The organism is Marinomonas sp. S3726 (assembly GCF_000967665.1).
Taxonomy (GTDB): domain Bacteria; phylum Pseudomonadota; class Gammaproteobacteria; order Pseudomonadales; family Marinomonadaceae; genus Marinomonas.
Genome location: NZ_JXYC01000004.1, coordinates 684,265 through 710,258 on the forward strand (window position 1 = coordinate 684,265; position 25,994 = coordinate 710,258).

The following is a 25,994-nucleotide window of genomic DNA, read 5'->3' on the forward strand; positions in this document are numbered from 1 at the left end:
GGCGTGATCAAGCATCTCACTCTTCTGCCTAGGTTAGAGCAGAAGAGTGAGGCCTTATGTAAATTGGCTTTATCTGATTTTTAGCCCGCTTTTAGCAAGTCGATAAACTGGCGTAGTTCTTGTGAGTCAAGGGCAGCCATATTGTCACACATGCTAAAGATAAGAGATTGTTGATCAGAACTAAGGCGAGTACTTGAAAGCCTGAAGAACTTCTCTTTTATTTCTTGCTCAGTAAGCGGGTTTTCTGGATTACCTTTGGCAATTGAGCCAGGGGACCTTAACCTTTCTCCATTTTTTAAAGTGATAATGGCATGGGCCCAACGCTCTGCGGGGAACATAGCGTTATAGTCATCACTCTCACTGATTTGTACCTTTTCACTCAAGGCAATTCGCTCTGGGTTAAAGAGACCAAGGTCAGTTTCGCTAATGGACTCTGGGCTAACCTCGTTATCTATAATGGCCGAAGCAACCGAGAAGGGCAGGCTATATTGTGCTTGTTCTGTGGTACTGGGGTTAGTCACATGTAGGCGTTTGGCCTGATGGAAGGAGACTATCTCTATGCTTTCAACTTGGGTGTGATCTAAAGGGGTTTCTGCTTGTATCGCACGTATTGCATCAACCGCAGGCTGTGCCCAACGACACACAGGATAAGCCTTAAAATATTGTTCCTCTATGTACCAGCGACGGCCAAGATCCTGCCATATTTCGGTGACAGCGTGTGCTTGCTCTGGTGAGTTAGACAAGGTATCTGCATCTAAGGTGATTGCCGGTGCGCCAGTGAAGTTTGCCTTGGCTAAGAGGCTACTTGTTATCCCAGCTAATGCGCCCCAACCAGATCCATCTTTGACCATGGTTGGGTAATCAATACAGCGCATCATTTGGCTTCTTGGTCCATGAAACTCCGCAATCCCTAAGGCTTCGCGGGTTTGGTGTTGATCCAGCTTTAGTAATCTGGCGCTCACTGCCGCGACCCCAATACTGTTCCAAGCCCCAGAGGTGTGATAATCCAACGCTGTGGCATGTAGGGCGATACCCGCGCGTGTGGCCACTTCATAGCCTATTACCAAACAGGTAATCAGCTCCTTGCCATCAAGGGTTTGGCCTTTTTCGATGGAGTCAGAGATGAGCGCCAGCAAAGGCGGTAAGATAGCTACACCCACATGGCCCTTGGTTAAGACTTGGCCGTCATGGGCATCGATACTGTCAATTAAGCTTGCGCCAAAGAGGCTAGCGCCACTGACACTGGCACTTTTATTAGAAAACAGCAGGGGCACAGAGCCTGCCATTTGCTCACTGACAAAGGCTTCCATGATTTTAGCAAGCTTGGTGTCATGGCCTGCTGCAGCAACCCCAAGTAAATCAATCAAACAATCACTGGCTTGTTTAATAAGAGGCTGACTTAGGTCTTCGAATCTTAAGGTATGGATGAACTGATTAATCTGTTCCATAGGAATACGCTTTTTAATCTTTCAGTTTGATTGAGTTTTTGTGAGCTACTTTTTGTGAGCTATTTTTTTGAGCTATGGCTTCGAGATTAAGGCTGGATCATCTTGAGCCAGTTATCTATTTCTCGCATACGCATCTCAGGCGCAAGGTCTGAAGGCTTGATTCCCAAAGCAGCGACTGATTCGCTTTCACTGTCTTGTGCCACCTTGTTTAGATGCTCAGCAAGTTCTGGGTCGGTATTAAACAAACCTTCTCCAGCGACGAGCTCAGCAATGCGCTCTGGGCTTAACTCTGGGTGATATTGCATGCCCCAAAACTGAATGCCGTCTCTTTCATAGACAAAGGCTTGTACGGGAGAGTGTTGATTCCCTGCTGTGAGTATGGCGCCAGGTGGCAATTTAGAGACTTCATCCCTATGGACACAGCTACAGGCATAACCATCTTCGCGGCCTTGATGAATCGGGTGTTTGGCACCTGCATCAGTCAGCTTAATATTTTTCGCCATGCCTAACTCTCTACCGTTTGGAGAGCTTGCTACTTCGCCACCTAGTACCACAGCCGCAAGCTGCATGCCGTTGCAAGAACCTAAGGTAGGAATGCCATTGGCAAAGACTTTTTCCATGGTCTCTCTTAAAGGTGCGGCTTCTGGTTCATCCACAGACCAGTTAACGCTAGAGCCGGTAAAAACCACTCCATCATATTGACTAAGAGAAAGCTTGGTGAGATCTGAATCAGCATGATATGGCTGGAAAAAATCTATGCTTAATTCTGGTTGGCAAGCCTGTAACGCGGCCGAGTAAGATTGTGAATCACTCAGTTGGCCTGCTTGCACCATTTTCTCTAATAACTCAGGGCTATTGCCTTCGATGATAAGAAGATGTGTCATAAAAAGAACTCCGTTTTCGCGCTTATCTTATTGAACGCGAGCGTTGGCAGAGTTTGGTTAAACCTCTGCATTAGCCTTTTAAAATGTGGCTAATGCAGAGCTCTTTTTTCTTTCTTTTTTAGCGTTTCGCTTTAGCTTTCTTTAGCTCTGATAAAAGGCTTATTGAATGCCAACACCTGCTAAGAACTCTTTTGCAGTTTGTTCGATCGGCATACGTAGCACATCAACACGCGCGTTTAGGTCACGCATAATGTTGTCGTCAATCATGCCAGAAAGCTGGTTTAAAAGGCCTTCTAGTGTTGGGTTAGCTGCTAGGGTATCTGCACGAATAACTGGTGTTAGGGCATAGTTAGGGAAGTAGTTTTTATCATCCGCTAAGGTCACAAAGTTAAAAGCTTGGATACGGCCATCTGTAGCAAATACCAAGGCAATATCTACCTGCTCTTCTTTTAGCGCCGTGTAGGTAAGGCCTGAGTCCATGCGTTTGATATCTTTACGCTTCATCTTAAAACCATAGGCTTTTTGCAGAGGTTTGAAACCGTCATCACGGGCATAGAATTCAGCGTTTACTGCAATCTTCAAGCCTGCATCACCGTTTACCGCATCAGCAAGGTCGCTCAAGCTTTGAATACCAGCCTTGTCTGCATCGGTTTTACGCATCGCTAGGGCATAAGTATTGTTAGCAGAAGAAGCGTTTAACCAAACCAGACCTTTTTTCGCGTCTAGTTCTTTTACCTTTTGATAAACCTCATCAGGGTTTAACTTGCTTTTGAACTTGTTGTAGTTCAACAAAGAGGTGCCTGTGTATTCCCAGTAAAGATCCACTTGACCATTTTCCTGTGCTTTACGCAGCACAGTACTGCCCATGCCAGCACGCTTTTCCACATCAAATCCTTTGATCTCTAGGTATTGGGTGGTGATCTCAGTGAGAAGCTGTTGCTCGGTAAAGTTTTTACCACCAATGACAATCTCAGATGCGTTAATCGAGCTTGCAGCCAAAACAGGCAGCGCTAGGGTTAGGGCAAGTTTTTTTACGATTTTCAACATGGACTCTATCCTCGTTTGTTTTTTTGTTGTTTTACTTTTCTTAATTGATAAGTGTGAGGCGGCTATTTAATAGAGAAGGTTAATCGAAATGCTTGATAGCAATTCTCTAATGGCAGCCGCCTAGTGACTAACGTCTTAAGGGATTTACTCCTCTTGGTACGATCAAAAAGGCGATGGCTGCAATTAGCACATCGACAAGTACAGCGAGCATGGCAACCGGTATGGCGCCTGCTAGCATCATGAAGGGTTCATCTAGGTCGATACCGGTAAAGATAAGCTCACCTAAGCCACCACCACCGATTAAGAAAGCCAATGGCGCTGTACCCACATTGATTGCCAAGGCGGTACGAATACCGGCAAAGATGACAAATAAAGCGTTAGGTATCTCAACCTTGATGAGCATTTGGCTGGCTGTCATACCTATGCCAGCCGCGGCTTCTTTAAGGTGTGCAGGGACTTCGTTTAAACCGATATAAGTGTTGCGCACTATGGGCAATAAAGAGGCGATACACAGACCAAAAATGGCTGGTAGTGTGCCTATCCCTAAAAAGCTCATGGCTAAGGCAAGGATGGCCAATGTCGGAATGGTGGTACCAATATTGAGCAATTGCATGGCAGACTCTGCCACCTTGGCAAACCTCGGACGGCTTAAAATAATGCCGATAGGAATGGCCAAGGCAATCGCAATCACCCCAGAGATCAAGACCATTTCGATATGCTGACCGATAAGATAAACCACATCTTCTTGATACTCCCAAAGCGCTTCGAAAATCGCATTGGCTTCAAATACCGAGCCAAGCCAAAAGGCGATCAAGATGCCAAAGAAGTAGCCATACCTTTTCATAGATAGCTGTTTCATAGCTGTCTGTTTCATCTGAGGCACCTCTTAGGCTTTGATCGCAGTGGCAAGGTCATCACCCAGAGGGGCTTGCTCTGCGCTGGCTTGGTAACCATCACGACGATAAGTCGCCCCTAGATAGTGGGTAATGCCTCTTTGGGTGATTTGCCCGACCATGCGGCCTTCTTTGTCGACACAAGGCATCCAAGTGATGTCATGGGTAAACATTTTTGAGGCGACTTTTCTCAAGTCATCATCAAGGCTGATAATGGATTTAAGGCCAAGGTAGTGCTCGCCACATTGCCCTTGCCTTGTTTGAGTTGCTTCTTTGCTGACAAAACCAATAGGTTGCTTCGTCTTATTCACCAGCGTAATGGCATGGTAATAACCACAGGCTTCCATCTTGTTAAAAGCATCACTCAAGCTGTCTGCTTGTGACACATAAATAGGCGGCTCCATCACTTGCTCAACATTAACTAGACGTAAGCGTTTTAGGGCTCTGTCATCACCCACAAAGTTCTTCACAAAGTCGTCTTTCGGGTGAGCCAAGATATCGTCGGGAGTATCGTATTGGATCAACTCACCGTCTTTGAAAATAGCGATACGGTTCGACATTTTCACCGCTTCATCTATGTCGTGGCTCACAAACATGATGGTTTTCTTCAAGACTTTTTGCATCTTCAAAAATTCGTCTTGAATCACTTCTCGGTTGATCGGGTCAATAGCGCCAAATGGCTCATCCATTAACATAACTGGCGGATCAGCGGCCAAAGCACGGGCGACACCGATACGTTGTTGTTGGCCACCAGACAGCTCTTTGGGATAACGTTTTAGGAAAACGGACGGGTCCAGTGCCACCATGTCTAAAAGCTCAGCGGCACGTTTTTTATAGCGGCTGGCTTCCCAACCTAAAAGCTTAGGCACGATGGCGATGTTCTCTTCGATTGTCATATTAGGGAAGAGACCAATTTGTTGGATGACATAACCTATGTTGCGACGCAGGCTCACAGTGTCTAGGTCAGTCGTGTCTTCACCATTGATGTAAACCTTACCTGATGTGGGCGGCACGATACGGTTGATCATCTTAAGTGTGGTGGTTTTACCGCAACCAGAAGGGCCAAGCAGGACACAAATTTCCCCTTCAGGGACTTCCATTTGAATATTGTTCGCGGCGGTTACTGGGCCGTTGGGGGTGTCAAATATCTTGGTTAAATTATCTATTTTTATCATTTTATTTAATCTCAATAAGCGATGAAGTCAGGGATTAGGCTTGGGCACTCTCTCTTGGTGTCAGCTTCTTCTGTAAAAACATGAGGGAGTAATCAGCGATAATCGCCAACACACTAACGGCGATAGCACCGGCAATAAGCTGTCTTGGATCACTCTGTGATATGCCACGGCTAATCAATACGCCTAGACCGCCAGCACCGATATAAGAGGCAATGGCCATAACCCCTATGTTCATCACCACAGCGATACGAATACCCGCCATAATGACAGGTGTCGCTAAGGGAATTTCGACCATTCTTAAACGCTGCATAGGGTTCATGCCGATACCGCGAGCGGCTTCTCTCAAGGCAGGATCAACATTGTTTATCGCCGTATAGGTATTGCGAATAATAGGTAGTTGCGAATAAAGCAGAACCGCAATCACAGCAGGCAGATAGCCTATCCCTTGGCCGATAACGGACAATATTGGGATCATCAAACCGAACAAGGCAATAGATGGGATCGTGATTATGATGGAAGCAATATAGAGAACTATATTGGCCATTTTTTCATTTTGAGTGATGGCGATACCGATAGGTACACCCGTGACAGTAGCCAGCCCCACTGCGACAGCGACCAAGGAAATATGCTCAATTGTTAACTTAAGCAGTAGTTCTTGGTTTTGAAATAGAAAATTAATTATTTCCATGCTCTTCCTCAGAATAACTAGCGATCGTTATATAAGACTGAAACCCGTTCAGTCATAACCAGATTAGGGGAATTAACCGCCATTTTTTAAAACTAATACGACATTTTTGATGAAAAAAGCGACATCAGTTTTGCGAGGCGCACATAATACCTAAGTTAAGCTTAGTTGCTAGTTTTTCACTTGAGGGGGAAGAGTGAATGCGGGTGGTTGGGGTGTTGAGTGGCCTAGAAATCAGAAATGAAGAAGAGAAAGCCTTGTTGAAGAAAATTATCAGCCAACCTTAGGTTTAAGAAGAGCCTATTAAATATCGTATAAAACAGGGAGGTCATATCATGAAAATCGATTCATCTCTGTGAAAAAACGGCCGTTCAACAGATGCTTGTAATCGTGGCTTCGCCACGCAATAATCTTTAATTGTTATATTTATGAAGGATCGTTATGAGCAATACTGTACTTTTTGGAAATGGAATAAATCGACTTTCTGATAATGCTGTTAGTTGGGATGATTTACTAAATACCATCAAAGGCTCAAACATTTTTGACAATGGTAACCTTCCAAACACGATGGTTTATGAACGTATTTTCATGGAACAGCATGTGTCTAAAAAGAGCCACAAAGCGGATGAGCTAAAAATCAAAGAAAGCATAGCTGAAGCGATGAAATCTCAAGGTTCAAATGAAATATTTGAATTGCTAGCGTCAATGGACGTAGAAAATTACTTAACTACAAATTACGATTATGCTTTTGAAAAAGCACTCAATATATCTCCTGAAAAATTGAGTACAGAGGAAATTTATAGCTTACGTCGGAAGAGGAAATATTCAACCAATAGTGGTTTTAAATATCTCTGGAATATTCATGGTGAAATAGATCATCCCAAATCAATAATGTTGGGATTAGATCATTATTGTGGTTCGGTAGGTAAAATCGACTCTTATGTTAAAGGTACGTATAAGCATACCGTTTCTGGTCAAAGCGTTTCTGTAGCTTCTATGCAAGATAAACTGAAATCTGAGAAGTTCTGTTTTACGTCATGGGTTGACCTATTTTTTTCTAGTAATGTTCATATCGTAGGTCTGTCTTTAGATTATAGTGAAACTGATCTTTGGTGGGTGCTTAATAAGCGAGCTCGCTTTGTAGCCGACGGTTTGGTTTCAAATAAAATATACTTTTACACCAATCAAATGGATGATGAAAAAATGGGACTTTTAAAGTCATTTGATGTCGAGGTAATAATTACAGCGGTTGTTGAGGGGGACTACAAGGTTATGTATGAGTCTTCTATAAATAAAATACCAACTAAGGCTGAGGGTGTATTGGCTGCATAAATATAACAAGCTAAGTCAAAGGACAAAAAAACAGCTAGTATTGTTCCTGCGTCGCCAATTTTAAACAGCTATTTTATAGCCTCTGATTGGGGCGTTAATTTTTTAAATGTCATCCATCGTAGAAATATATAATGAGTGAAAATTTTGAACAAGTGCTCAAGGGTATTTATGAAAATAAGCAAGAAGCTATTGAAGAATCAAACGCACATTTTCAAAAAGAAGAACGTTTAATTGACTATATATCTGCTAGTTTAGGGGCTCTTTCTCTCGCTACGTTAGGTAATACGATAAAAGAGAATGAAATTTTAGATATAAATTATCCGGCGACTGATATGTGGTTTAGCGCTCATTTGACAAATATTATCAATACAGTGCTATCTATAAAGGATTTATGCATCAATGGATTTGATACGCAAGCCAGGTCTTTAGTAAGAACCCTTGATGAAAGAATATATCAAACGTTAATTTTGTTTTCATCAGCTGAAGATTATGATGCATGGAAAAATACTGAGGATTCAAAGCAGGCTCATTATGAGCTTTTTAGCAAAAAGAAATCAATTCTTAAAAAAATCACTAAGCTAGATAGTAAGTATCTTTCGCTATCGGCATCAAATCATGATTTTCTTCGCTCTTTAAGGAGGGCCGATGAAGAGTATTACTCTGACTGTATACATGGGGCAAGTGTTAGCGTTGTTATTGGGTCACTCGCTTATCCATTTGGTGATTTAGAAGAGGGGCCGTTTGTTTCTTCTTTGTTTGGTCGGGCATCTTCATGCTCATTCCAGACGTTACATCATGTAATTGGCCAAATGGCATATTTTACGTATATGCTTAATGCAATACTGATGGATATACACTCCATACAAGGTGTAAATAAAAATGAATACGTTGATATGTATTGTACTTCTCAAAGCAAGATAATAAAGCTTTCACAGGAATTATTATTTGCTGGTTTCAACGATAATCCGGATAAAATTTAACAAATAGGAATAGGTGTCGCGTAGCCGACACCTTATTCTGGGAGCTCTATCGAAGCACCTTTTATGCGTTCCCACAGCCTCAGAGCATGGGAACGAGATAGAATAAATTCTTGCTTTGAGTGTTTCCCGCTATCTGAATAGCTCGCTATGAGTCCCAATGCGGGCAAGCTTTAGGGAAGAGCTATCTACTTTATAGATTAAAACCAAATAGGGTTTGATATGACAATCTCGATAGCCTTGCCAGTTCCCAGAAAGCGCGTGATCCACGTACTTTTCAGCGAGTATCTTACCTAGTTGCAATTGCTTAATGACATGACCCACTTCAATCACATCAGGTATGGGGTATTTCGTTATCTTTTTGAAGTCTTTTTTGAATTGCGAAGCATATTCAAGAGAGAGCATTATTTTGGCTCACTCATATTGAGATCATTAAGTAATTCGTCAATAGATTCTGCTGTTTGACCTTTGCCAGCTTCTAATTCATTAATGGCAGCAGCGGTTAACGCATTTGGCGTTTTGGCTTTTAATTCAAAAGGTATTCCGCCGTAATTAATCACAGCTTTTGCAAACAACTTCAAAGCTTGTGATGTACTCAGACCCATCTCTTCACAGACCTTGGTAAAGGCCAACTTTGTATCTGGGTCTATGCGTGTACTTAGCATTTCAGTTTTCATAAATCACCTATTTGCTGTAAATGTAATACATAGTAAAACAAAGTGTAGCAAAATACATACTGCAAGGCCAAGTATGAAAGGTATGCTATTCCTTGTGTTATTAGATGTTCAATTTACTGAATAGGTTGGTTTGTTAGGGCTACACTTGTTCCATTAAATGTATATGTTGAGGTTTTTATGAAAATCATCCCTTTTACAGAAGCTAGAAATGGTCTTAAAGCGGTTTTGGACGGTGTCGTTAATGATGCAGATACCACTGTCATTACGCGGGGTGACTCTGAAGATGTCGTGGTGATGTCTTTAGACTACTACAACAGCCTTTTGGAGACAGTTCACTTGCTTCGTTCTCCTAAAAATGCTGAGCATCTAAACTCTTCTATCGAGCAGTATCGTGCTGGCAAAACAAGATCCTAAAACAGGTCTTAGTGAACTGGCATCTTAAAAGAATTTAGAGGTGTGTGAATGGGGTAAAGACTTTACTCGTTCCCATACAAAACATGGAAACGAGTCTGACTCTAAGTTCCAGCGAAGTAAAAACTAAACTGTGGCGTGAATTTCTGCGACGAAGTCATAACAATCACCCGGGAACCAAGAGCGGGTAAATTCTACCGGTGTGCCTTCTGCGTTAACCCCGGTTCGTTCGATATAAAGGGCAGCATCATGGGGGTTGATTTCGAGTAGCTGAGCACGCTGTTCATCTATGCTGATGGCGCGTAAGCGTTGAAATGCGCGGGTCGGTCGGCAGTTTTGCTGTTGTAGCAAGTCGTATAAAGAACCTTCCATCGCAAATGGGTTAAGTATGTAGCGGCTCGGAATGGTCGCTAGCTCTAATCCCATAGGTTTACCGTCGGCAATACGAAGGCGGTAGAAGCGAACCACCTCTTCATTATCATCGAGTTTTAGTGCTTGGCATTCTTCTGGCTGAGGCATACCAAGGGATCTATCAATCCATTTGGTCGAAATGCTTTTACCTCGATCTTTCATGATTTCGGTAAAGCTACGTAGGTGATTTAATGGCTGCTCGACGCGGTCACTAACAAAGGTGCCTGCCCCTTGTCTTTGGGTGAGCACGTCTTCTTTGACTAGCTCATCTATGGCACGCCTTACCGTTACACGTGAAACATCTAGGTATTTTGCTAGGTCCCGTTCAGGAGGGAGCGCATCACCTGGGTGTACTCTAGCTTCTTGAATCGATGATTGAATCACCTTCTTCAATTGCATATACAGGGGGACACCTGTCTTTTTTAAGTCATCTCCAAGGCCGAAAAGTAAATTTACGCGATGTTGACTCATACTCTGACTTCCTAAACGGGTTACTAACAGTGGTTTGCCCTTAACACTTTGCTAAGGGATGACCATTTTTCTTTTTAACGCTTATGCTTTGTTCAGCCTTGGCAAGGCCATACCTGCGTTATCAAACAAGTAGGTATCTGTCGCTGCGACGGCAAAACGGATGCTATCGCCAGCTTGATATTGGCAATCACCATCTAGCTTAATGACAATATCTGATTCAGCATTTTGGCCTGTATTCACATAGACATAAGCAAGCTCACCTAGGTTTTCAACCAGTGATACTCTACCTTGGAATTGATTTTCTTCATCTGTGGCTAGTACAAAATGTTCTGGTCGCACGCCTAGTTTCACCTTGTCGGCGAGTTTCAGCGTTTGGCCGTCGATAGCGGCACGAATTGTCGGGCCGGATTCTAACATAAGTTGTACAGAATCTGACTCAATTGATGTGACCTGAGCCGAGATAAAGTTCATCTTAGGGGAACCAATAAAGCCTGCGACAAACTCAGTTTTAGGATGATGATAGAGCGAAAGTGGTGTGCCTGCTTGCTCTATACGTCCTTGATTCATCACGACTATTTTATCGCCCAAGGTCATGGCTTCGACCTGATCATGGGTGACATAGACGATAGTGGCGTTAAGTTCTTGATGCAGTTTACCCAGCTCAACTCGAGTTTTTACCCTTAATGAGGCATCAAGGTTAGACAGGGGTTCATCAAATAAAAATACCTTAGGATCACGCACTATGGCACGGCCAATGGCAACCCTTTGTCTTTGTCCGCCGGACAGCTCCCTTGGGAGGCGTTCTAGTAGGTGATCTATTTTTAGCTTCTTGGCGGCTTCTTCTACCTTTAGTTTGACGGCTTGTTTGTCTTGTCCGGCAATCTTGAGGCCAAAGGCCATGTTTTTATACACACTCATATGCGGGTAAAGCGCATAAGATTGGAATACCATGGCGATGCCACGTTGGGCTGGGGATTGATGGTTCACCCTTTGCCCATCGATATGCAGGTCGCCTTCTGTGATTTCTTCCAAGCCAGAAAGTAGGCGTAATAGGGTGGATTTACCACAGCCTGATTCGCCTATAAGTACCACGAACTCGCCGTCTTTAATGTCTAGATCTATGCCGTGTAGTACTTGCACGTCACCAAATCGTTTTTGAATATTATCGAGTTTTACACTTGCCATGAGTTAGTCTCCAACGGTCAAAGTTAAAATGAAAAAGTTTGCGTTATTTGACCGCTCCGCTGGTTAAGCCGCGGATTAGCTGTCGAGAAAAAATGGTATAGAGCACGAGCACAGGCACTATGGCCATGGTGAGTGCAGATAATACTGAGTTCCAATCTGTCACGTATTGGCCTACAAACTGCTGTACCCCTAGGGTGATGGTGCGTGTCTCTTCCCCCGGTGCCAGAATGAGTGGGAACCAAAGGTCGTTCCAAATGGGAATCATGGTAAACACGGCCACCGTTGCCATGGCAGGTTTTAGCAAAGGCAAGATGATGCAGAAGAAGATCTTGTATTCACTTACCGCATCGCAACGGGCTGCTTCTTTTAGCTCTTTGGGTATGGTGCGAATAAATTCGGACAGTATATAAACCGCCAAGGGCAAACCTTGGGCAATATAGACGAGTACCAGCGCGGTGAGCGTATTGACCAGATTCAGATCCACCATGAGGCGTAAAATACTCACGGTACCTAATCGAATCGGGATCATAATGCCCATGGCAAACAAAAAGGTAATCAAGAGGTTAGTGCGAAACTTATATTCGGTTAATGCCCAAGCTGCCATGGCGCCTAGTAAAAGCACTAGGCCAACCGCAAGCAGGGTAACCACTAGGCTATTCCATGAATAAAGACCAAAGTCTGAACGCAGTAATACCTGCTCAAAGCCAACTAAGGTGAAGCTGTCCATAGTCGGCATAGCCAGTGGGTCACGGAAGATGGCACGACGCTCCTTAAAGGCGTTAATTATCACCACCAAGATAGGAAACAGGGCAATCACAGTGTAGGCCATCAAGACCCCATGAATGGCGACACTCTTAGGGACCGAACGCCCCAAATTAAAGTTTTTAAATGCTGAGATCATCATGGTCACCTTAAAATTGGAAGCGCTGAATGCGACGTTGAACAAAGAAAAGGAAGAGCATGATGCCAACCAAAATAATGAGGAACATCAAGGTCGCTACAGCGGCACCCATGGTGGCGCTGCCTTCTTGTAATTGGAAGCCAAAGAAGGTGCGATAGAAGAAGGTTCCCATCAAATCTGTCGAGAAGTTAGGGCCAGCTAATGCGCCTTTTACCGCATAAATGAGCTCAAATGCGTTGAAGTTGGCGACAAATGTCAAAATGGACACCATAGCGATAGTCGGCAAAATCAATGGCAGTTTGATGTACCAGAAGGTCTGCATTGGGTTAGCTCCATCCACTACGCTGGCATCCACTATGTCGTCTGGAATGTTTAATAAGGTGGCATAAATAAGCATCATAGGGATGCCGACAAATTGCCAAACAGAGATGAAGCTTAAGGTAATAAGGGCTGAGCTTTCTTTACCTAACCAAGCATCAAAATAATGGTCTAAACCAAGGTGATAGAGGAAGTTCTCAGAAATCCCCCAAATTGGGCTTAATAATAGCTGCCAAACAAAGCCGATGATGACCACAGACAGCATGGTTGGCATAAAGATAAAGGTGCGATAGCTGCCTGAAAACCGTAACTTAGGCGAGCTTAATAAAACCGCTAATAACAGACCAATCGGGTTCTGTACCAACATATGTATGATAAAGAATTGGAAGTTGTTAGCCAGGGCATTCCAAAACGCGGATGACCAATTATCGTCACTGATAAGCGTGATAAAGTTTTGCAATCCAACAAAACTACTTTGCCCTTTTTGCTCGTCATAAAGACTGAGAATAAGGGTGTCTAGTAAGGGATATACGCTAAAAGTTAGGTATATCAGAAGGGCAGGCCCTAGAAAAAAAACAATATGCCAAGGGATAGGTTTTTTTTCTACGGCCGACTCTGGGATAGATTTTGATTTCGGTAAGGTCATACGCCTGTCTCATATTGACGGAAAACCTTAGCGGTTTTCCGTCATTGTTATTGTATTACTGAGTCGATCTTATTGCTGTGGTGCGTACCATGCTTGCAAGCCATCCTGTGCTTTTTTCGCTGCCGCCTCTGGGCTCATGGTGCCATTAATCACCTGAGCGCTGACATTCCATAGGGCATTCTCAAGGTTTGGTGTACCACGAGATAGAATCTGGTAAGAGTTACGTATGGTCGAATTACACTGGTCTCTCCAGCTGACAAACTCTTGGGCAACCGGATCATTGATCGCAACCTTGTGGTTAGATAATGGGAAGAAGCCAGGCACTGCATTGGCAAACAAGTTGGCAAACTCTGCTGATGCCATCCAGTTTAATAGGGCTTTGGCGGCTTCTTTATTATCTGAATTGGCATTGATACCAATACCAATATCCGTGTGGTCACTGATGTAACAAGCATCGCCTGCTTTTGCGACTGGAGGTGGGAAAGCACCAAATTCGAATTCAGCCTGATCGTTAAAGGTTTGGATATCCCAAGAACCGGCTGGGTAGATAGCAGCACGTTCTAGGGTAAAGAGGTTTTGCGAGTCAGAATACTTTTGAGCCTGATAACCACGGCCTAGGTAATCTTTCCATTTAGCCAGCTCTTGCCAAGTTTCAAGATACGCCTTATCCGTTAACTTGCCTTCGCCTGATATTAAGGCTTTACGTCCATCTTCCCCTTTCCAGAAGTTAGGGCCGACATTTTGAAAGCCCATGGTTGCTGCTTCCCATTGGTCTGCGGTCCCCATAGAAAGTGGGATATAGCGGCTTTCAGATTTAATGGTATCTAGCACCTTATAAAACTCATCTTGAGTAGCGGGCACTTTTAGGTCGAGCTCTTTAAAGATGGCTTTGTTATAGATAAAGCCGTGAATAACGGAGGCAAGTGGTAAGCAGAATTGCTCTTTACCATCATCTGTTACCCAAGCACTTTTTGATACATCAGAGAAGGCATTTAAACCATCAAGACCTGCTAGGTTTTCAAGATGACCATTTTGATAAAGGCTTAATGAAGTATCGAATGGGCGACAGGTAATCAGATCACCCGCTGTGCCTGCTTGCAGTTTTGCTTGTAGTGCTGAGTTGTACTCTGCTGGAGGTGTTGGTGCAAAGTGAACCTTGATATCTGGGTGTGATTGGTTAAAAGCCGGAAGGATCACATCGCTCCAAATATTGGCATCATCACTACGCCAACTTTCAATCGACAAGCTGCCACTTGCCTGTACGCTTGTGATAGTGGCTGCAACCAAAGTTAGGCTTATGGCGCTCTGTTTTAGTAGGGTAACGGGTCTAGCTTTTAACATGGCTAACGCTCCAATTTTTAGGTTTAAACCTGAGTTTTTTGTTTTTATTGGTATATGTTTGGTATCTAACTTCGGGTAAAAATTAGCACCAATTGTGCTTGTTGGCAAATAAATAACCGATAAAAATGAAAAAAATTTGGCCTTTTGTTTAAAATGGACTTATATTGGTATCTAAATTAATTGGAGATAGGTATGCGAATTATTATTTTGCCTAATGCCAAAAAAGTAGCCCAGTATGCTGCTGATCGTCTGGCTCAACAGATATCAATAAAGGCAAATAGTGTGTTGGGTTTGGCGACAGGGTCGACACCTTTGGCCTTATATAAAGAGTTAATAAACCGTTACCAAAAGGCTGAGTTAAGTTTTAAACAGGTGAAAAGCTTTAACCTTGATGAGTACATAGGCATTAGTGCTGAGCATAATCAGAGTTATCGTTATTTTATGAATCATCATTTGTTTGAGCAGCTTGATATACAGCCAGACAATACTCAGGTGCCAGCAGCCAATCTGGCTACCAAGTCTGAGCTTGTGAAAAGCGCGGCTGACTATGAAGCACAGATTGCAGCAGCAGGGGGAATTGACCTGCAAATATTGGGGATTGGTATCAATGGTCATATTGGTTTTAATGAACCTAGCTCCAGCCTCGCTTCTCGTACTCGGGTAAAAACCTTATCGCAATCGACAGTCGAGGCGAATAAACGCTTTTTTGCTGAGGGTGAATTTCAGCCTTATCTTGCTTTAACCATGGGAATCGGCACGATTCTAGAAGCGAAAGACATACTCTTATTGGCAACGGGTGAGAATAAAGCCAATGCGATAAAGGCAATGGTAGAAGGTCCTCTCTCTGCCATGGTGCCAGCCAGTGCTTTGCAGCAGCATACCAATGTGACTGTCATCATTGATGAAGCGGCTGCGGCTGAATTAAGTCTGAAAGAATATTATCAATGGAGTGAGAAGCAGCAAGACCTGTTAGCAAAGAGTACTTTAACGAAAGACAGGCTAGCACAATCTGAATTGGGAAAAACACATGAATAGCAGTTTGTATTTAGGCGTTGATGGGGGCGGCACTCATTGTCGTGCGCGCTTGGTAAATAGTGATGGCTGCTTTCTAGGAGAAGGCGTGTCGGGTTCTGCTAACCCAAGAATTGGGATTCAGGCCGCATGGCAAAATATTATGGATGCTTGCCAACAGGCCTGCGATCAAGGGGAGTTGCAAGAATCCGATTATTCGAGAGTGCATCTGGGCCTAGGTTTAGCGGGAGCGAATCAAGCATTAGAGCAAGATATTGTTTTGTCTCAGGCTCATCCTTTTGCGGCGGTTTACCTGTTAAGTGATGCCCATACTGCTTGTTTAGGCGCATTCTCAGGAAAGAATGGCGCCCTGCTGATTTTTGGTACGGGCAGCTGTGGGCTTAATTATCATGATGGTGAATTTGATGTCATAGGTGGCTGGGGCTTTCCTGTGTCTGATCAGGGCAGTGGCGCACGTATTGGTTTGTCGGCATTGGAAGCCTCATTAGCGGCCTTGGATGGCATTGGTAGAGAGTCTTCATTGACGCAAGAAATTAACCAAATGTTTTCAGATGATGCTTCTCAATATGTTTTGTTCCTTAATCGCCAACCCTTACCCAGAGAATATGGGGTGTATGCGCCATTAGTGTTTAGACATGCGGCCAATGGCGATGAGGTTGCCTTAGCCATAGTGCAAGAGCATAGCCTTTGGGCCAGTCGTTATCTTGATTGTTTGTTGGCGAAAGGGGCTGAAAAAGTCGTGTTAACAGGCGGTGTGTCTGCTGCTTTAAAAGCTTATTTACCTAAGCAGTACCTGAATTATTTGGTCGAAGCGGAAGGTGATGCAATGGATGGTGCCATTTATATGGCAAGGCATAAGATAGGGAGGAGTGCAGTATGACACGATTCTTAGTAAATAAGCTGTTTGATGGGGAGCGCTGGTTAAAGCATCAAGTGGTTGAAATTGAAGGGCAAAGAATTAAACGCATTTCTCCAAGAGCAAGTTACGATGATGGCATTGACGTTGATGGTATTGAGGTAGATAAGTTAGTACCGGGCTTTATTGATGTGCATGTTAATGGTGGTGGCGGTGCCTTGTTTAATCATGAGCCGAGTTTGGTTTCTCTAAATACTATGATTCAGGTGCACGCCCAATATGGCACAGTGGCCATGATGCCGACTTTAATCTCAGATGATTTTAGTATCATGTCTGCTGCCCATAAGGTGATTAATCAAGCGATAGAAAGCGAGATGCCGGGTATTCTGGGTATACATTATGAAGGCCCTTATTTGAATCCTGTACGAAAAGGTGTGCATGACGAAGGTAAGCTGCGCTCGCCTACAGAAGACAAGGTCGCATCATTATTGAGTCTGCCTGAATCGGGTAAGTTAATGGTGACCTTAGCACCAGAGCAAGTACCTGCGGACTTTGTGAGTTGGCTGGTGGCCCAAGATGCCATTGTTTGTATTGGTCATTCGGCGGCAACCTATGAAGAAGCTATGGCAGCGGTCAATAACGGTGCCCGTGGTTTTACCCATTTATTCAATGCTATGAGTGGGCTAACGTCTCGTGAGCCGGGTGTTGTAGGTGCTGCCCTGCAAACAGGTCATGATACCTGGTGTGGTTTGATTGCCGATGGTCACCATGTGCATCCTGCTGTGATGAAAGTAGCGCTTGCGGCTAAAGGTAGCGAGCGAGTCATGCTGGTCACAGATGCGATTCAAAGTGTGGGTTATGAAGCCAGCGAAATGGCGTTATTAGGTAAAAAGGTGATACGTCATCAGGGTAAAGTAACGACAGAAGACGGCACCCTAGCAGGGTCTGATCTTGATATGGCTAGCGCGGTACGTAATGCGGTAAAACTGATCGGTCTTGATGAAGCCAGTGCCTTGCAAATGGCATCCCTAAGGCCGGCTGAATTTTTAGGGTTAGATGAAGAATTTGGCCGCATTCAAGTTGGATATCGTGCTAGTCTTGTGGCGCTAGATGATGACCTTTTTGTACAGCAAACTTGGATTGATGGGGAGATAGCTTACCAAGCAGAAACCGTTCAAGTTTGACGACTTTTATCCTTAAGTTTATCTGTACCCTTTAGCCATGCTGTTAGAAAAAAGAAGCATTAGAAAGTAGAGTCTCTAGAAATTAGAGTGATTAGAAACTGAACTCTAAAAGATAAGCCAGATATTTGCCCTTAAGCAATGGCTGGCAAGGTATAGATAAACTCAGGATAAGTTATGTCGACCCCAGTAAAACTCATTAGCTTTGCCATTGCATTTGCTTGCATCTTATTAGCGCTTAACTTTGGTTTGCGTTCTTCCATGGGCTTTTTTATGGCCCCGATTTCTACCGAATTTCAATATGGCCGAGAAGTGTTTGCCTTCTCTCTTGCTCTGCAAAACCTCTGTTGGGGGCTGTTTCAGCCAATTGCCGGTGCCTTTGCGGATAAATATGGCACGGTAAAAGCTGTGGTGATTGGTGCCCTTGTTTATGCTTTGGGCTTGTATGTCACCGCTAATGCCGATGGTGTCTTTGGGCTTAATCTAGGGGCTGGTCTCTTGATGGGGATGGGGATCGCAGCCACTGGCTTTGGTGTGGTATTACCGGCTATGGCGCGAATGGTGAGCCCTGAAAAACGTGCTTTCGCCTTAGGTTTAGGTAGTGCAGCTGGATCTGCTGGACAACTGTTAGTGATTCCTGTGGCACAAGGTTTTATCGAAGCGTATGGCTGGAGCACGGCGCTTCTACTAATGGCAGCTTCGGCCTTCATGATGGTGCTTTTGGCCTTTACCTTTAAGGGTATTAAAACATCAGCGCAAAGTACGGATGATCAAGACAAACAAACTATGTCTGAAGCCTTAAAAGAGGCGAGCCAACATGCCCATTATTGGTGGTTAGTGATTGGCTTTTTTGTCTGTGGTTTCCAGCTCGCGTTTATCACGGTACATATGCCTGCCTTTTTAACCGACCAAGGGTTTGACGAAAGCATCGCTGTGGCAAGTCTGGCCTTGATTGGTTTATTTAATATCTTTGGCTGTTTGTTATCTGGTTCTTGGTCGGGCAAATATTCTAAGAAAATGTTGCTGACCTATATTTATGCTTTGCGTGCAATATCCATTGCCGCCTTCATGTTGCTGCCTATGACGGCTATGAATGTGTATGCCTTCTCGATTGTGACTGGGCTTTTATGGTTGGCGACGGTACCGCCCACTTCTGGTTTGGTGGCGCAGATGTTTGGTCTTAAATATATGGGCATGTTATATGGCATCGTCTTCTTGAGCCATCAGTTAGGCTCATTCAGTGGTGTTTGGTTGGGTGGTTATCTTTATGATGCGACCGGCTCTTACGATGTGGTTTGGTGGATGGCCGCTGGCATCGCCTTATTAACCGCTGTGATCCATGTTTTGATTGATGAAAGGCCTGTGGCGCGAGTGCGGGCTATGCTGGCGAGCTAGTATAGAGAATGAGATAAGGGTAAATAATTTGAGAGAAGTAAGAAAGTGTTGGGCGCTATTCGCTTTCAGCACTCTCTTTTTTATTTTTAGGTTTTTATTCTTTTTGGCCTTTCTTCTTCAGCCTTTCTTCTTCAGCCTTTCTGCTTGAGGTTTTCTTCTTTTAGCCTTTCTTCCTTAAGACAAGTACTGCAAATACAGTCTAATTCAAGCTGGGGGCTGAGCAGTTGATAATCAGCTTCTTTGACTTGCTCATTAAGCTCTTTTACTAGGGCTTGGGCTATGCTGACTTCTTTCACGCTTTGGCAGTTACGACAAATGAGAAACTGAGAGACTTGGTGGGCGCAGTCTTGTTTTATATGGGAACAGGCAATAAATTTATTTTGTGAGCCAAGCCTGTGAATAAGCTCTTGCTGTTCTAGGAACTCAAGAATGCGATAAACCGACATAGGCGGCATGGATTCTTGGGTTTGCTCTTTATAAAGGTCTAACACTTCGTAGGCTGATAAAGGTATTTTGCTGGCAAGTAGGACTTTTAAAATCTCTTCCCTTTTTACGGTTAGGCGTCCGCCTGAATCTTTACAGCGGTTGGCTGCACTTGCCACTATGTCCTTATAGTCTGAATGTGTCACGCTCACGTTAACCCTTCCTCTTTTAGACAACTTCTTTTAGATAGCACTGTTAAACGGCCTTGGTTAAATGACCTCTACTAAAAAACGGGCCCATTGTACCTGAGCCCTGATAACTTTTGTTTATCTATTCGTTATCTGTTTTTTAGCGATTGCTTAGTGGTTGCTTATCTATTCTCTGGCTTTTTAGGTATTGCTTAGAGAAACCTCTTATTTTGGACCCTGTTTAAATTGCGGCCTAAGACCTGATTGGCTCACATCAGGTAAAACCTGAGCAAAGGCGTTATGGGCGTGTAGGCTTTCCAAGTGTCTTACTTGAATTTCTACCGCTTCATATTTTTCTCTTAATGCCTTGCCGAGTTTGCGGCTGATATCTTCAACAAAAATCAGATTGCTGCCATTGAGTTCGGCGAAGGCAAGTTCATCTGCTCGTTTTACACTGGTTTGCACAGGTGTGGCGATAATAGTTTCAACTTCTTCGATCAAGGCTACAAGATTGAAGGCACCTGCTGCTTCGTTAAGTGGCAAGGTGATAAGCGCTAAACTGCGTTGGCTATGAGGTGTCGCTAGGGTGCCATTTTGCTTAAGCCATTGGGCAACTTCTTGAGTCGGAATAGACTCTTGGTCCGCAAAGTTTTGGCTAAACTGGTTGGACAAAGTCTCTCTAACAAGGGCGGCAGAACAAGGGCAAGTTGACGAGTATTGGAACTCAGCTTGTAACGACAAGCTAAAGCCCGAGTCTTTACTCAGTTGTGCGCTTAATACCATAGGGTAAGCACGCCATCCCGCTGGGCTCCCACTAACCAGTGCTGGGCGTTGCCATAATAGGTCAAAGGCAAGTTCTATTCTAACGACACTTGAGTCCAAATCACTGTGGCTTGCCAGTACTTGCTCTAAACAATGTTTCAGCGTTTCTGGTTTGAGTGGCTGTTGGGCGAGTTCATTCAGTAGAAAGTAAAGGCGTGACATATGAATGCCCTTAGCTGCATTTTCTCCACCGGGTAGATCAACCGCTATGCTGGCACATGCTTGGCTAGGTAGCTGTTTTCCGGCTTCTTCTAAGCTAATAGGCAGATAAATGTCGTCCATGCCAACCCAATTTATTTTGGGTTGCTGACTGTTAACTTGAGTGTGTGCAACATCAGGCAGTTGATCGATCAAGGTATCTCCTAAATATTCTATCTATTCACTTTGAGGCCTTTGCATGGCTGTTTTGGTCGCGACTTACTGCAAGGGCGTCACTTTAATTGTTTACTTTATAAAACCTTAAATGATATGTTATATCATAACGTAAATAATTAGAATGATTAAATTATGCCTTTTTACTCTCTTGGCTTTGTTGCGCGCTTTGTTCCGCTCGCTTTATTGAGCCTAGTTCTCATCCTTTTAAATGTTGGGTTGTTATAAATTATGTCTGCCATGATCACTTTGGAGGGCTTGAGCATTGGTTATCAAGCTCAAAGCCCATTAGCGACTGATATCAATGTAGAAGTACAGCACTCAGATGTGCTGGCCTTGGTGGGCTTAAATGGTTCGGGTAAATCTACCCTGCTTAAAACCATTATGGGTTTAGTAAAACCCCTAAGTGGTAGTGTGAAATTAGATGTAGTGCGTTCCCATGATATTGCTTATTTACCGCAACAGGCGCGAATTGAAAAAGGCTTTCCGATTGATCTAAAAGAATTCGTAAGCACTGGCCTTTGGACACAGACAGGCTGGTGGCGCTCAATGCGAAACTATGACAAAGAAGTACATGAGGCCATTGAAAGAGTGGGCTTGAGCGATATGACCAAGGTGCATCTGAGTGAGCTATCTGGCGGTCAGATGCAAAGGGCTTTGTTTGCTCGCATGTTGCTGCAACCCAGTAAATTGTTATTGCTTGATGAGCCTTTTAACGGCGTGGATGAAGCCACCATTTCTGTTTTGCTAGAACAACTTAAATATTGCCAAGAACAAGGGGCAACTATAGTAGCTGCTATTCATGATCTTGAATTGGTGAAACAGCATTTTGATCAGTGTTTGTTATTCCATCCGAGTGGTCTATTGCAGGGTAATAGTAAGTCCCTGTTAGACGCATCGAATGACAATGCGATAGAGCAAGTACCATTAGAAGTGACGACAGATTCGAGGTTGGACCTTTTAGATCATGCTTGACCTGTTTCCATTCAACCTGAATACATTGTTAGTTGCACCTTTTACAGATTATCAATTTATGGCTAGAGCGTTATTAGGATGTGTGACCTTATCTATTGGGTCCGCGCCTATTGGTGTGTTTTTGATGTTACGTCGCTTGAGTTTGACCGGTGATGCCATGGCGCACGCCATATTGCCAGGCGCCGCAATAGCTTATTTGTTGTGTGGTTTGTCCGTGATCGCCATGACTCTGGGTGGTCTTATGGCGGGACTTTTAGTGGCCATGTTATCCAGTGCCACAGCCCTTAAAACTAACTCAAGTGAAGACAGTACGTTAGCCGCCTTCTATCTAGGTTCTCTGGCATTAGGTGTGATTTTGATCTCGGCTAAGGGCAGTAACATCGACCTTTTGCATGTGTTATTTGGTACCGCATTGGCCCTTGATAATGTGGCTTTGATTCTATTACAGCTGACTTGTGTGGTGAGCCTTGTGGTATTGGCGATTATTTATCGACCCTTGGTGCTTGGCTCGTTAGATCCGGATTATTTAGCCAGTTTTGGTAAAAGCGGTAATTGGGCTCACCTAGCCTTCATGTTTTTAGTGGTTGCCAATTTAGTTGCTGGTTTCCACGCACTTGGCACCTTAATGGCGGTGGGATTAATGATATTGCCTGCTTGTATTGCTCGTTTTTGGGCCCGTCGTTTAGAGCCGATTATTTTACTTTCGATTGGAATGAGTGCGCTTTCATGCTGGGCGGGCTTATTGCTTTCTTTCCATTTTGGTTTGCCGACTAGCCCAAGCATAGTGCTTGTTTTGGTGATCTGTTATCTCTTTTCAATTTTATTTAGCCCGTTAAATGGCTTGTTTTGCTCTGTGTTAGCAAGGCCGGCCCAACCCTCTATTAATAAGGATCTGTGCTCATGAAATCCAGATATCTGGTAAATGTTTTCGCGTCTGCTCTCTTGTCTATCCCGACATTAGGTTTGGCCGCTGAACTTAAAGTGGTGACCAGCTTTAGTGTCTTAAATGACCTAGTGCAAGAAGTCGGTGGTGAGCATATTAGTCTCACTAACTTGGTTGAAGCTAATGGTGATGCCCATGTTTATCAACCTTCGCCAATGGATGCTCAAGCTGTGGCTGAGGCGGATTTATTGGTTGTAAATGGCCTAGGATTTGAAGGCTGGATGGAACGACTAGAGCAATCAGCTGGTTTTAAAGGTGTCAAAATTGCGGCGACTGACGGAGTAAATCTGATTCACCTTGGTGAAGAAGATGAGCACCACGAAGAAGAAGGCCATCACGACGAAGACGAGCATCATGATGAAGAAGGTCATCACGATGAAGACGAGCATCATGATGAAAAAGGTCATCACGATGAAGATGAGCATCATGATGAAGAAGGTCATCACGATGAAAAAGGTCATCATGACGAAGATGGTCACCATGATGAAGAAGAACATCATGACGATGAAGAAGAGCACCACGCCGATGAGCACCATCATCACCATGGGGAATTCGATCCACATGCTTGGCACAGTGTGACTAACGTACTTGTGTATGTTGAGAATATTCGCGCAGCACTCGTTAAGCTGGCACCTGAACATGCGGCTGAATTCAACCAAAATGCTAAGGACTATGTGAAGGAGCTTAAGGCCCTTGAGAAAGACCTAGCTCAAAAAATGAGCCAAGTGCCTGAGAATAAGCGCAATGTGATTACCTCACACGATGCTTTTGGTTATCTGGCCCGTGAGTATGGTTTTAACTTTACTGCCCCTCAAGGTATGAGCACAGAAGCAGAAGCCTCTGCAGCTGACGTGGTGAAAATCATCAAGCAAATTCGCAAGGATGACATTCAAGCGGTATTTGTTGAGAAAGTTTCTAACTCTCGCCTAATTGAGCAGATTGCCCGTGAAACGGGTGCCAAGATTGGTGGTGAGCTTTATGCCGATGCTTTGTCTAGCCCTAACCAAGCTGCGGGAACTTATATTAAAATGATGGAACATAATATAAGTACCCTAGTTAAAGCGCTTAGCAATTAATGCTGAGCCATAACAAGGGAAAGAAATAATTCAGCGTAAAACAAAAGGGTAGGCGTATGTCATCAGTAATTAAGTTAGTTTTTTTACCTCTGGTATTTGGCTTAATGTCCTTATATGCACACGCCCACCCTCACGCTTGGATAGATGTTCAAACCTATGTTGATGGCGAAGATAAAAAGGTCTACGGCATCAATATGGTTTGGCGCTTTGATCCCATGACATCGGTTTATCTTTTAGAAGGTAAAAACTTAGAAAAGCAGGAACAGGTCACCAGCCTTGAGCAGGTCGCCAAAGGACTGATTGATAATTTAAAGCGTGATTCTTTCTTTACCCAAGTGAGTTGGAATAAAGAGGTTTTAGCTAATTTAGATGCCAGTTTAGAGCGAGTCACCCTAGATGGCATAGATGTCGTGTTTAGTTTTTATCTGGGTTTTGACGAACCTTTGTTGCTAGATCAAGGCGAATTGGGGATTCAGGTGTTTGATCCAAGTTATTTCATTGAGATGTCTTGGCCTAGCGCTAATGACCTACAGCTTAGTGATGCTCTAAGCAGTGTGTGTAAAAGACTGGTAGTGGAATCTGAGCCAAGTATGGAGCAAATCAGCCAAGCTTGGGCTATGCCGATAGATGCTAGCCCTGACCTAACGCTAGGGGCGGTTTTTGCACAAGAAAGTCAGATTGCGTGCCAATAAATTCATGATGATTATAAATCGTGCTACGAAAAGGATGAGTGAAATGTTTACCCATTGGGTAGGTAAAGGACAGCCTAAAAGGGTGATGGTATGACCCGCTTTTATCCTTATGTTTTAGCCTGTTTAGGACTGCTTTTAGCCAGTGGCTTTTATCTCTATGTATGGCCTTTAATGCCCTATGTATTTATTGAGTTACAAGCTTGGCAAAGAGACCTAACACGCAGTATTAGCCAGCTACTTAGCTTGGCCCATGAACACCCATTAAAAGCTGTGTTTTATGTGTCTGCAGCCAGTATCAGTTATGGCTTTTTACATGCCATAGGGCCTGGGCATGGCAAGGTGATTATGGTGAGTTATTTAAGTACTCACCCGACGAAAGTGAAAACCAGTTTAATACTCTCTATCAGTGCTGCCTTGTTGCAGGCGTTGGTGGCGATCGTTTTAGTAAGTGCATTGCTATTTGTCTTAGAGACAAGCATGCGAGAAGTAAATAGCAAGGCGAGTTATCTGATAGATGCGAGTTTTGTGGCCATGATTTTATTGGGTTTGCATCTGGCTTGGAAAAGTATTCGAGACTTTCTCAAGCAAAAAGCGAACGCTAAAGCTAAAGCCCATAGCTATGAACACAGTCATGAACATGATCACAGTCATGACCATAGTCATGACGAGCATAGCCATGAGCATAGTCACAGCCATAGCCAGGATCACGATCATAGCCACGAGCATAGTCATAGCCATGAGCATGCCTGTGGTTGCGGCCATAAACATCATGCAAGCCCTGATGATATTGATCAGGCAAAAAACCTTAAAGACTATCTTGGTATTGTCTTGAGCATAGGTATTCGCCCTTGTAGTGGCGCCTTACTTGTGCTGATTTTTGCTAAATCATTAGGGATTTATTGGTTAGGGATGATAGGGGCTATTGCTATGGGCATGGGGACTGGCGCGGCCATCTCTTTCTTAGCATTTGTGTCTATTAAGGGCGGTGCTTTGTTGCGTCGCTTTTTAAAGCCTGCAAGCAAAGGTTCTCATTGGCGAGAGCTCATTTTAAAGCTTGGGGCAGCGAGTTTTATTTGTGTTATGGGAGTCATCATGATGCAGGGGACAAGTCTCTTATTCTCCCCAGTGTTGTAAGGCTTGGTTAGTTTTATAGGTTTAATCTCGCTTTGATGGAGGTTAAGCCCGTTTAAAAGTTTTAGCAGGACCTGCTAATGAGAGCGTTCCCTTTTTATTGGGG

The 25,994-nt window shown here is 43.9% G+C and carries 27 protein-coding genes; 12 read left to right on the forward strand and 15 right to left on the reverse strand.

Annotation, left to right across the window (positions count from 1 at the left end):
- Positions 1–80 precede the first annotated feature (80 nt).
- From TW85_RS04280 to TW85_RS04305, 6 genes are all read right to left on the reverse strand, one after another.
- Positions 81–1,448 (reverse strand): MmgE/PrpD family protein, encoded by a 1,368-nt coding sequence (locus TW85_RS04280; RefSeq protein ID WP_046015801.1) that lies wholly within the window; start codon positions 1,446–1,448, stop codon positions 81–83.
- Positions 1,449–1,534: 86 nt separating this feature from the next.
- Entirely contained in the window at positions 1,535–2,332 is a 798-nt protein-coding gene (locus TW85_RS04285; protein WP_046015802.1) for a type 1 glutamine amidotransferase, read from the reverse strand.
- A 159-nt stretch (positions 2,333–2,491) separates the two neighbouring features.
- Positions 2,492–3,379: a glycine betaine ABC transporter substrate-binding protein gene (locus TW85_RS04290; protein WP_046015803.1), complete on the reverse strand. Its 888-nt coding sequence runs from the start codon at positions 3,377–3,379 to the stop codon at positions 2,492–2,494.
- 127 nt (positions 3,380–3,506) lie between these two features.
- A complete protein-coding gene (locus tag TW85_RS04295; protein ID WP_084616099.1) occupies positions 3,507–4,253 on the reverse strand; it encodes an ABC transporter permease in 747 nt (248 codons plus the stop codon).
- Positions 4,254–4,265: 12 nt separating this feature from the next.
- The gene (locus TW85_RS04300) at positions 4,266–5,447 is read right to left on the reverse strand and encodes an ABC transporter ATP-binding protein (protein ID WP_046015804.1); all 1,182 of its coding nucleotides are present in this window, start codon (positions 5,445–5,447) and stop codon (positions 4,266–4,268) included.
- A 34-nt stretch (positions 5,448–5,481) separates the two neighbouring features.
- Positions 5,482–6,135 (reverse strand): ABC transporter permease, encoded by a 654-nt coding sequence (locus TW85_RS04305; RefSeq protein WP_009833974.1) that lies wholly within the window; start codon positions 6,133–6,135, stop codon positions 5,482–5,484.
- A 438-nt stretch (positions 6,136–6,573) separates the two neighbouring features.
- Between TW85_RS04305 and TW85_RS04310 the strand changes: the two genes are divergently transcribed.
- Positions 6,574–7,464, forward strand: coding sequence for an SIR2 family protein (locus TW85_RS04310; protein WP_046015805.1), 891 nt, complete (start codon positions 6,574–6,576; stop codon positions 7,462–7,464).
- Positions 7,465–7,595: 131 nt separating this feature from the next.
- Positions 7,596–8,444, forward strand: a complete 849-nt coding sequence (locus TW85_RS04315) for a DUF5677 domain-containing protein (protein ID WP_046015806.1) — start codon at positions 7,596–7,598, stop codon at positions 8,442–8,444.
- 129 nt (positions 8,445–8,573) lie between these two features.
- On the opposite strand, the gene TW85_RS04320 is transcribed toward TW85_RS04315, so the two are convergent.
- Both TW85_RS04320 and TW85_RS04325 read right to left on the reverse strand, forming a co-directional pair.
- Complete coding sequence (locus tag TW85_RS04320) at positions 8,574–8,846, reverse strand: type II toxin-antitoxin system YafQ family toxin (protein WP_046015807.1); 273 nt, start codon at positions 8,844–8,846, stop codon at positions 8,574–8,576.
- Positions 8,846–9,118, reverse strand: coding sequence for a type II toxin-antitoxin system RelB/DinJ family antitoxin (locus TW85_RS04325; protein WP_046015808.1), 273 nt, complete (start codon positions 9,116–9,118; stop codon positions 8,846–8,848). The genes TW85_RS04320 and TW85_RS04325 overlap by 1 nt, the downstream gene beginning before the upstream one ends.
- 177 nt (positions 9,119–9,295) lie before the next feature.
- Between TW85_RS04325 and TW85_RS04330 the strand changes: the two genes are divergently transcribed.
- The gene (locus TW85_RS04330; RefSeq protein WP_046015809.1) at positions 9,296–9,532 is read left to right on the forward strand and encodes a type II toxin-antitoxin system prevent-host-death family antitoxin; all 237 of its coding nucleotides are present in this window, start codon (positions 9,296–9,298) and stop codon (positions 9,530–9,532) included.
- Positions 9,533–9,655: 123 nt separating this feature from the next.
- Here TW85_RS04330 and TW85_RS04335 read toward each other — a convergent pair whose 3' ends face one another.
- From TW85_RS04335 to TW85_RS04355, 5 genes are all read right to left on the reverse strand, one after another.
- On the reverse strand, positions 9,656–10,411 hold the full coding sequence (locus TW85_RS04335; RefSeq protein WP_009833970.1) for a GntR family transcriptional regulator: 756 nt from the start codon (positions 10,409–10,411) through the stop codon (positions 9,656–9,658).
- An 81-nt stretch (positions 10,412–10,492) separates the two neighbouring features.
- A complete protein-coding gene (gene ugpC / locus TW85_RS04340) occupies positions 10,493–11,596 on the reverse strand; it encodes a sn-glycerol-3-phosphate ABC transporter ATP-binding protein UgpC (RefSeq protein ID WP_046015810.1) in 1,104 nt (367 codons plus the stop codon).
- A 43-nt stretch (positions 11,597–11,639) separates the two neighbouring features.
- Positions 11,640–12,497: a carbohydrate ABC transporter permease gene (locus tag TW85_RS04345; RefSeq protein WP_046015811.1), complete on the reverse strand. Its 858-nt coding sequence runs from the start codon at positions 12,495–12,497 to the stop codon at positions 11,640–11,642.
- Between the two features lie 10 nt (positions 12,498–12,507).
- Complete coding sequence (locus TW85_RS04350; RefSeq protein ID WP_046015812.1) at positions 12,508–13,461, reverse strand: sugar ABC transporter permease; 954 nt, start codon at positions 13,459–13,461, stop codon at positions 12,508–12,510.
- Between the two features lie 69 nt (positions 13,462–13,530).
- Positions 13,531–14,802 carry an ABC transporter substrate-binding protein gene (locus TW85_RS04355; protein WP_046015928.1) on the reverse strand — a complete coding sequence of 424 codons (1,272 nt, stop codon included), beginning with the start codon at positions 14,800–14,802 and terminating at the stop codon, positions 13,531–13,533.
- Between the two features lie 192 nt (positions 14,803–14,994).
- Here TW85_RS04355 and nagB point away from each other — a divergent pair, with 192 nt between their 5' ends.
- The 4 genes from nagB to TW85_RS04375 all read left to right on the forward strand — a co-directional run bounded on the left by nagB (position 14,995) and on the right by TW85_RS04375 (position 19,266).
- Positions 14,995–15,837: a glucosamine-6-phosphate deaminase gene (gene nagB, locus TW85_RS04360; protein ID WP_046015813.1), complete on the forward strand. Its 843-nt coding sequence runs from the start codon at positions 14,995–14,997 to the stop codon at positions 15,835–15,837.
- Entirely contained in the window at positions 15,830–16,714 is an 885-nt protein-coding gene (locus TW85_RS04365; RefSeq protein WP_046015814.1) for a BadF/BadG/BcrA/BcrD ATPase family protein, read from the forward strand. The genes nagB and TW85_RS04365 overlap by 8 nt, the downstream gene beginning before the upstream one ends.
- Entirely contained in the window at positions 16,711–17,874 is a 1,164-nt protein-coding gene (gene nagA / locus TW85_RS04370) for an N-acetylglucosamine-6-phosphate deacetylase (RefSeq protein WP_046015815.1), read from the forward strand. Before TW85_RS04365 ends, nagA begins: the two co-directional genes overlap by 4 nt.
- 174 nt (positions 17,875–18,048) lie before the next feature.
- Positions 18,049–19,266, forward strand: coding sequence for an MFS transporter (locus TW85_RS04375; RefSeq protein ID WP_046015816.1), 1,218 nt, complete (start codon positions 18,049–18,051; stop codon positions 19,264–19,266).
- 131 nt (positions 19,267–19,397) lie between these two features.
- On the opposite strand, the gene TW85_RS04380 is transcribed toward TW85_RS04375, so the two are convergent.
- Positions 19,398–19,901: a transcriptional repressor gene (locus TW85_RS04380; protein ID WP_238326157.1), complete on the reverse strand. Its 504-nt coding sequence runs from the start codon at positions 19,899–19,901 to the stop codon at positions 19,398–19,400.
- Positions 19,902–20,102: 201 nt separating this feature from the next.
- On the reverse strand, positions 20,103–21,053 hold the full coding sequence (gene folE2 / locus TW85_RS04385; protein ID WP_046015817.1) for a GTP cyclohydrolase FolE2: 951 nt from the start codon (positions 21,051–21,053) through the stop codon (positions 20,103–20,105).
- A 249-nt stretch (positions 21,054–21,302) separates the two neighbouring features.
- Here folE2 and TW85_RS04390 point away from each other — a divergent pair, with 249 nt between their 5' ends.
- From TW85_RS04390 to TW85_RS04410, 5 genes are all read left to right on the forward strand, one after another.
- Positions 21,303–22,046 (forward strand): ATP-binding cassette domain-containing protein, encoded by a 744-nt coding sequence (locus TW85_RS04390; protein WP_046015818.1) that lies wholly within the window; start codon positions 21,303–21,305, stop codon positions 22,044–22,046.
- A complete protein-coding gene (locus tag TW85_RS04395; protein ID WP_046015819.1) occupies positions 22,039–22,950 on the forward strand; it encodes a metal ABC transporter permease in 912 nt (303 codons plus the stop codon). The genes TW85_RS04390 and TW85_RS04395 overlap by 8 nt, the downstream gene beginning before the upstream one ends.
- Positions 22,947–24,065, forward strand: coding sequence for a zinc ABC transporter substrate-binding protein (locus tag TW85_RS04400; protein WP_046015820.1), 1,119 nt, complete (start codon positions 22,947–22,949; stop codon positions 24,063–24,065). The genes TW85_RS04395 and TW85_RS04400 overlap by 4 nt, the downstream gene beginning before the upstream one ends.
- A gap of 56 nt (positions 24,066–24,121) precedes the next feature.
- A complete protein-coding gene (locus tag TW85_RS04405; RefSeq protein ID WP_046015821.1) occupies positions 24,122–24,757 on the forward strand; it encodes a DUF1007 family protein in 636 nt (211 codons plus the stop codon).
- A gap of 90 nt (positions 24,758–24,847) precedes the next feature.
- Entirely contained in the window at positions 24,848–25,891 is a 1,044-nt protein-coding gene (locus tag TW85_RS04410) for a hypothetical protein (protein WP_046015822.1), read from the forward strand.
- The last annotated feature ends 103 nt before the right edge of the window (positions 25,892–25,994 follow it).

What these genes read in the sequence shown, in the direction of transcription:
- TW85_RS04280 (WP_046015801.1), bottom strand. Translation starts at nt 1,448, where the DNA reads ATGGAACAGATTAATCAGTTCATCCATACCTTAAGATTCGAAGACCTA.
- TW85_RS04285 (WP_046015802.1), bottom strand. Translation starts at nt 2,332, where the DNA reads ATGACACATCTTCTTATCATCGAAGGCAATAGCCCTGAGTTATTAGAG.
- TW85_RS04290 (WP_046015803.1), bottom strand. Translation starts at nt 3,379, where the DNA reads ATGTTGAAAATCGTAAAAAAACTTGCCCTAACCCTAGCGCTGCCTGTT.
- TW85_RS04295 (WP_084616099.1), bottom strand. Translation starts at nt 4,253, where the DNA reads ATGAAACAGACAGCTATGAAACAGCTATCTATGAAAAGGTATGGCTAC.
- TW85_RS04300 (WP_046015804.1), bottom strand. Translation starts at nt 5,447, where the DNA reads ATGATAAAAATAGATAATTTAACCAAGATATTTGACACCCCCAACGGC.
- TW85_RS04305 (WP_009833974.1), bottom strand. Translation starts at nt 6,135, where the DNA reads ATGGAAATAATTAATTTTCTATTTCAAAACCAAGAACTACTGCTTAAG.
- TW85_RS04310 (WP_046015805.1), top strand. Translation starts at nt 6,574, where the DNA reads ATGAGCAATACTGTACTTTTTGGAAATGGAATAAATCGACTTTCTGAT.
- TW85_RS04315 (WP_046015806.1), top strand. Translation starts at nt 7,596, where the DNA reads ATGAGTGAAAATTTTGAACAAGTGCTCAAGGGTATTTATGAAAATAAG.
- TW85_RS04320 (WP_046015807.1), bottom strand. Translation starts at nt 8,846, where the DNA reads ATGCTCTCTCTTGAATATGCTTCGCAATTCAAAAAAGACTTCAAAAAG.
- TW85_RS04325 (WP_046015808.1), bottom strand. Translation starts at nt 9,118, where the DNA reads ATGAAAACTGAAATGCTAAGTACACGCATAGACCCAGATACAAAGTTG.
- TW85_RS04330 (WP_046015809.1), top strand. Translation starts at nt 9,296, where the DNA reads ATGAAAATCATCCCTTTTACAGAAGCTAGAAATGGTCTTAAAGCGGTT.
- TW85_RS04335 (WP_009833970.1), bottom strand. Translation starts at nt 10,411, where the DNA reads ATGAGTCAACATCGCGTAAATTTACTTTTCGGCCTTGGAGATGACTTA.
- ugpC (WP_046015810.1), bottom strand. Translation starts at nt 11,596, where the DNA reads ATGGCAAGTGTAAAACTCGATAATATTCAAAAACGATTTGGTGACGTG.
- TW85_RS04345 (WP_046015811.1), bottom strand. Translation starts at nt 12,497, where the DNA reads ATGATCTCAGCATTTAAAAACTTTAATTTGGGGCGTTCGGTCCCTAAG.
- TW85_RS04350 (WP_046015812.1), bottom strand. Translation starts at nt 13,461, where the DNA reads ATGACCTTACCGAAATCAAAATCTATCCCAGAGTCGGCCGTAGAAAAA.
- TW85_RS04355 (WP_046015928.1), bottom strand. Translation starts at nt 14,802, where the DNA reads ATGTTAAAAGCTAGACCCGTTACCCTACTAAAACAGAGCGCCATAAGC.
- nagB (WP_046015813.1), top strand. Translation starts at nt 14,995, where the DNA reads ATGCGAATTATTATTTTGCCTAATGCCAAAAAAGTAGCCCAGTATGCT.
- TW85_RS04365 (WP_046015814.1), top strand. Translation starts at nt 15,830, where the DNA reads ATGAATAGCAGTTTGTATTTAGGCGTTGATGGGGGCGGCACTCATTGT.
- nagA (WP_046015815.1), top strand. Translation starts at nt 16,711, where the DNA reads ATGACACGATTCTTAGTAAATAAGCTGTTTGATGGGGAGCGCTGGTTA.
- TW85_RS04375 (WP_046015816.1), top strand. Translation starts at nt 18,049, where the DNA reads ATGTCGACCCCAGTAAAACTCATTAGCTTTGCCATTGCATTTGCTTGC.
- TW85_RS04390 (WP_046015818.1), top strand. Translation starts at nt 21,303, where the DNA reads ATGTCTGCCATGATCACTTTGGAGGGCTTGAGCATTGGTTATCAAGCT.
- TW85_RS04395 (WP_046015819.1), top strand. Translation starts at nt 22,039, where the DNA reads ATGCTTGACCTGTTTCCATTCAACCTGAATACATTGTTAGTTGCACCT.
- TW85_RS04400 (WP_046015820.1), top strand. Translation starts at nt 22,947, where the DNA reads ATGAAATCCAGATATCTGGTAAATGTTTTCGCGTCTGCTCTCTTGTCT.
- TW85_RS04405 (WP_046015821.1), top strand. Translation starts at nt 24,122, where the DNA reads ATGTCATCAGTAATTAAGTTAGTTTTTTTACCTCTGGTATTTGGCTTA.
- TW85_RS04410 (WP_046015822.1), top strand. Translation starts at nt 24,848, where the DNA reads ATGACCCGCTTTTATCCTTATGTTTTAGCCTGTTTAGGACTGCTTTTA.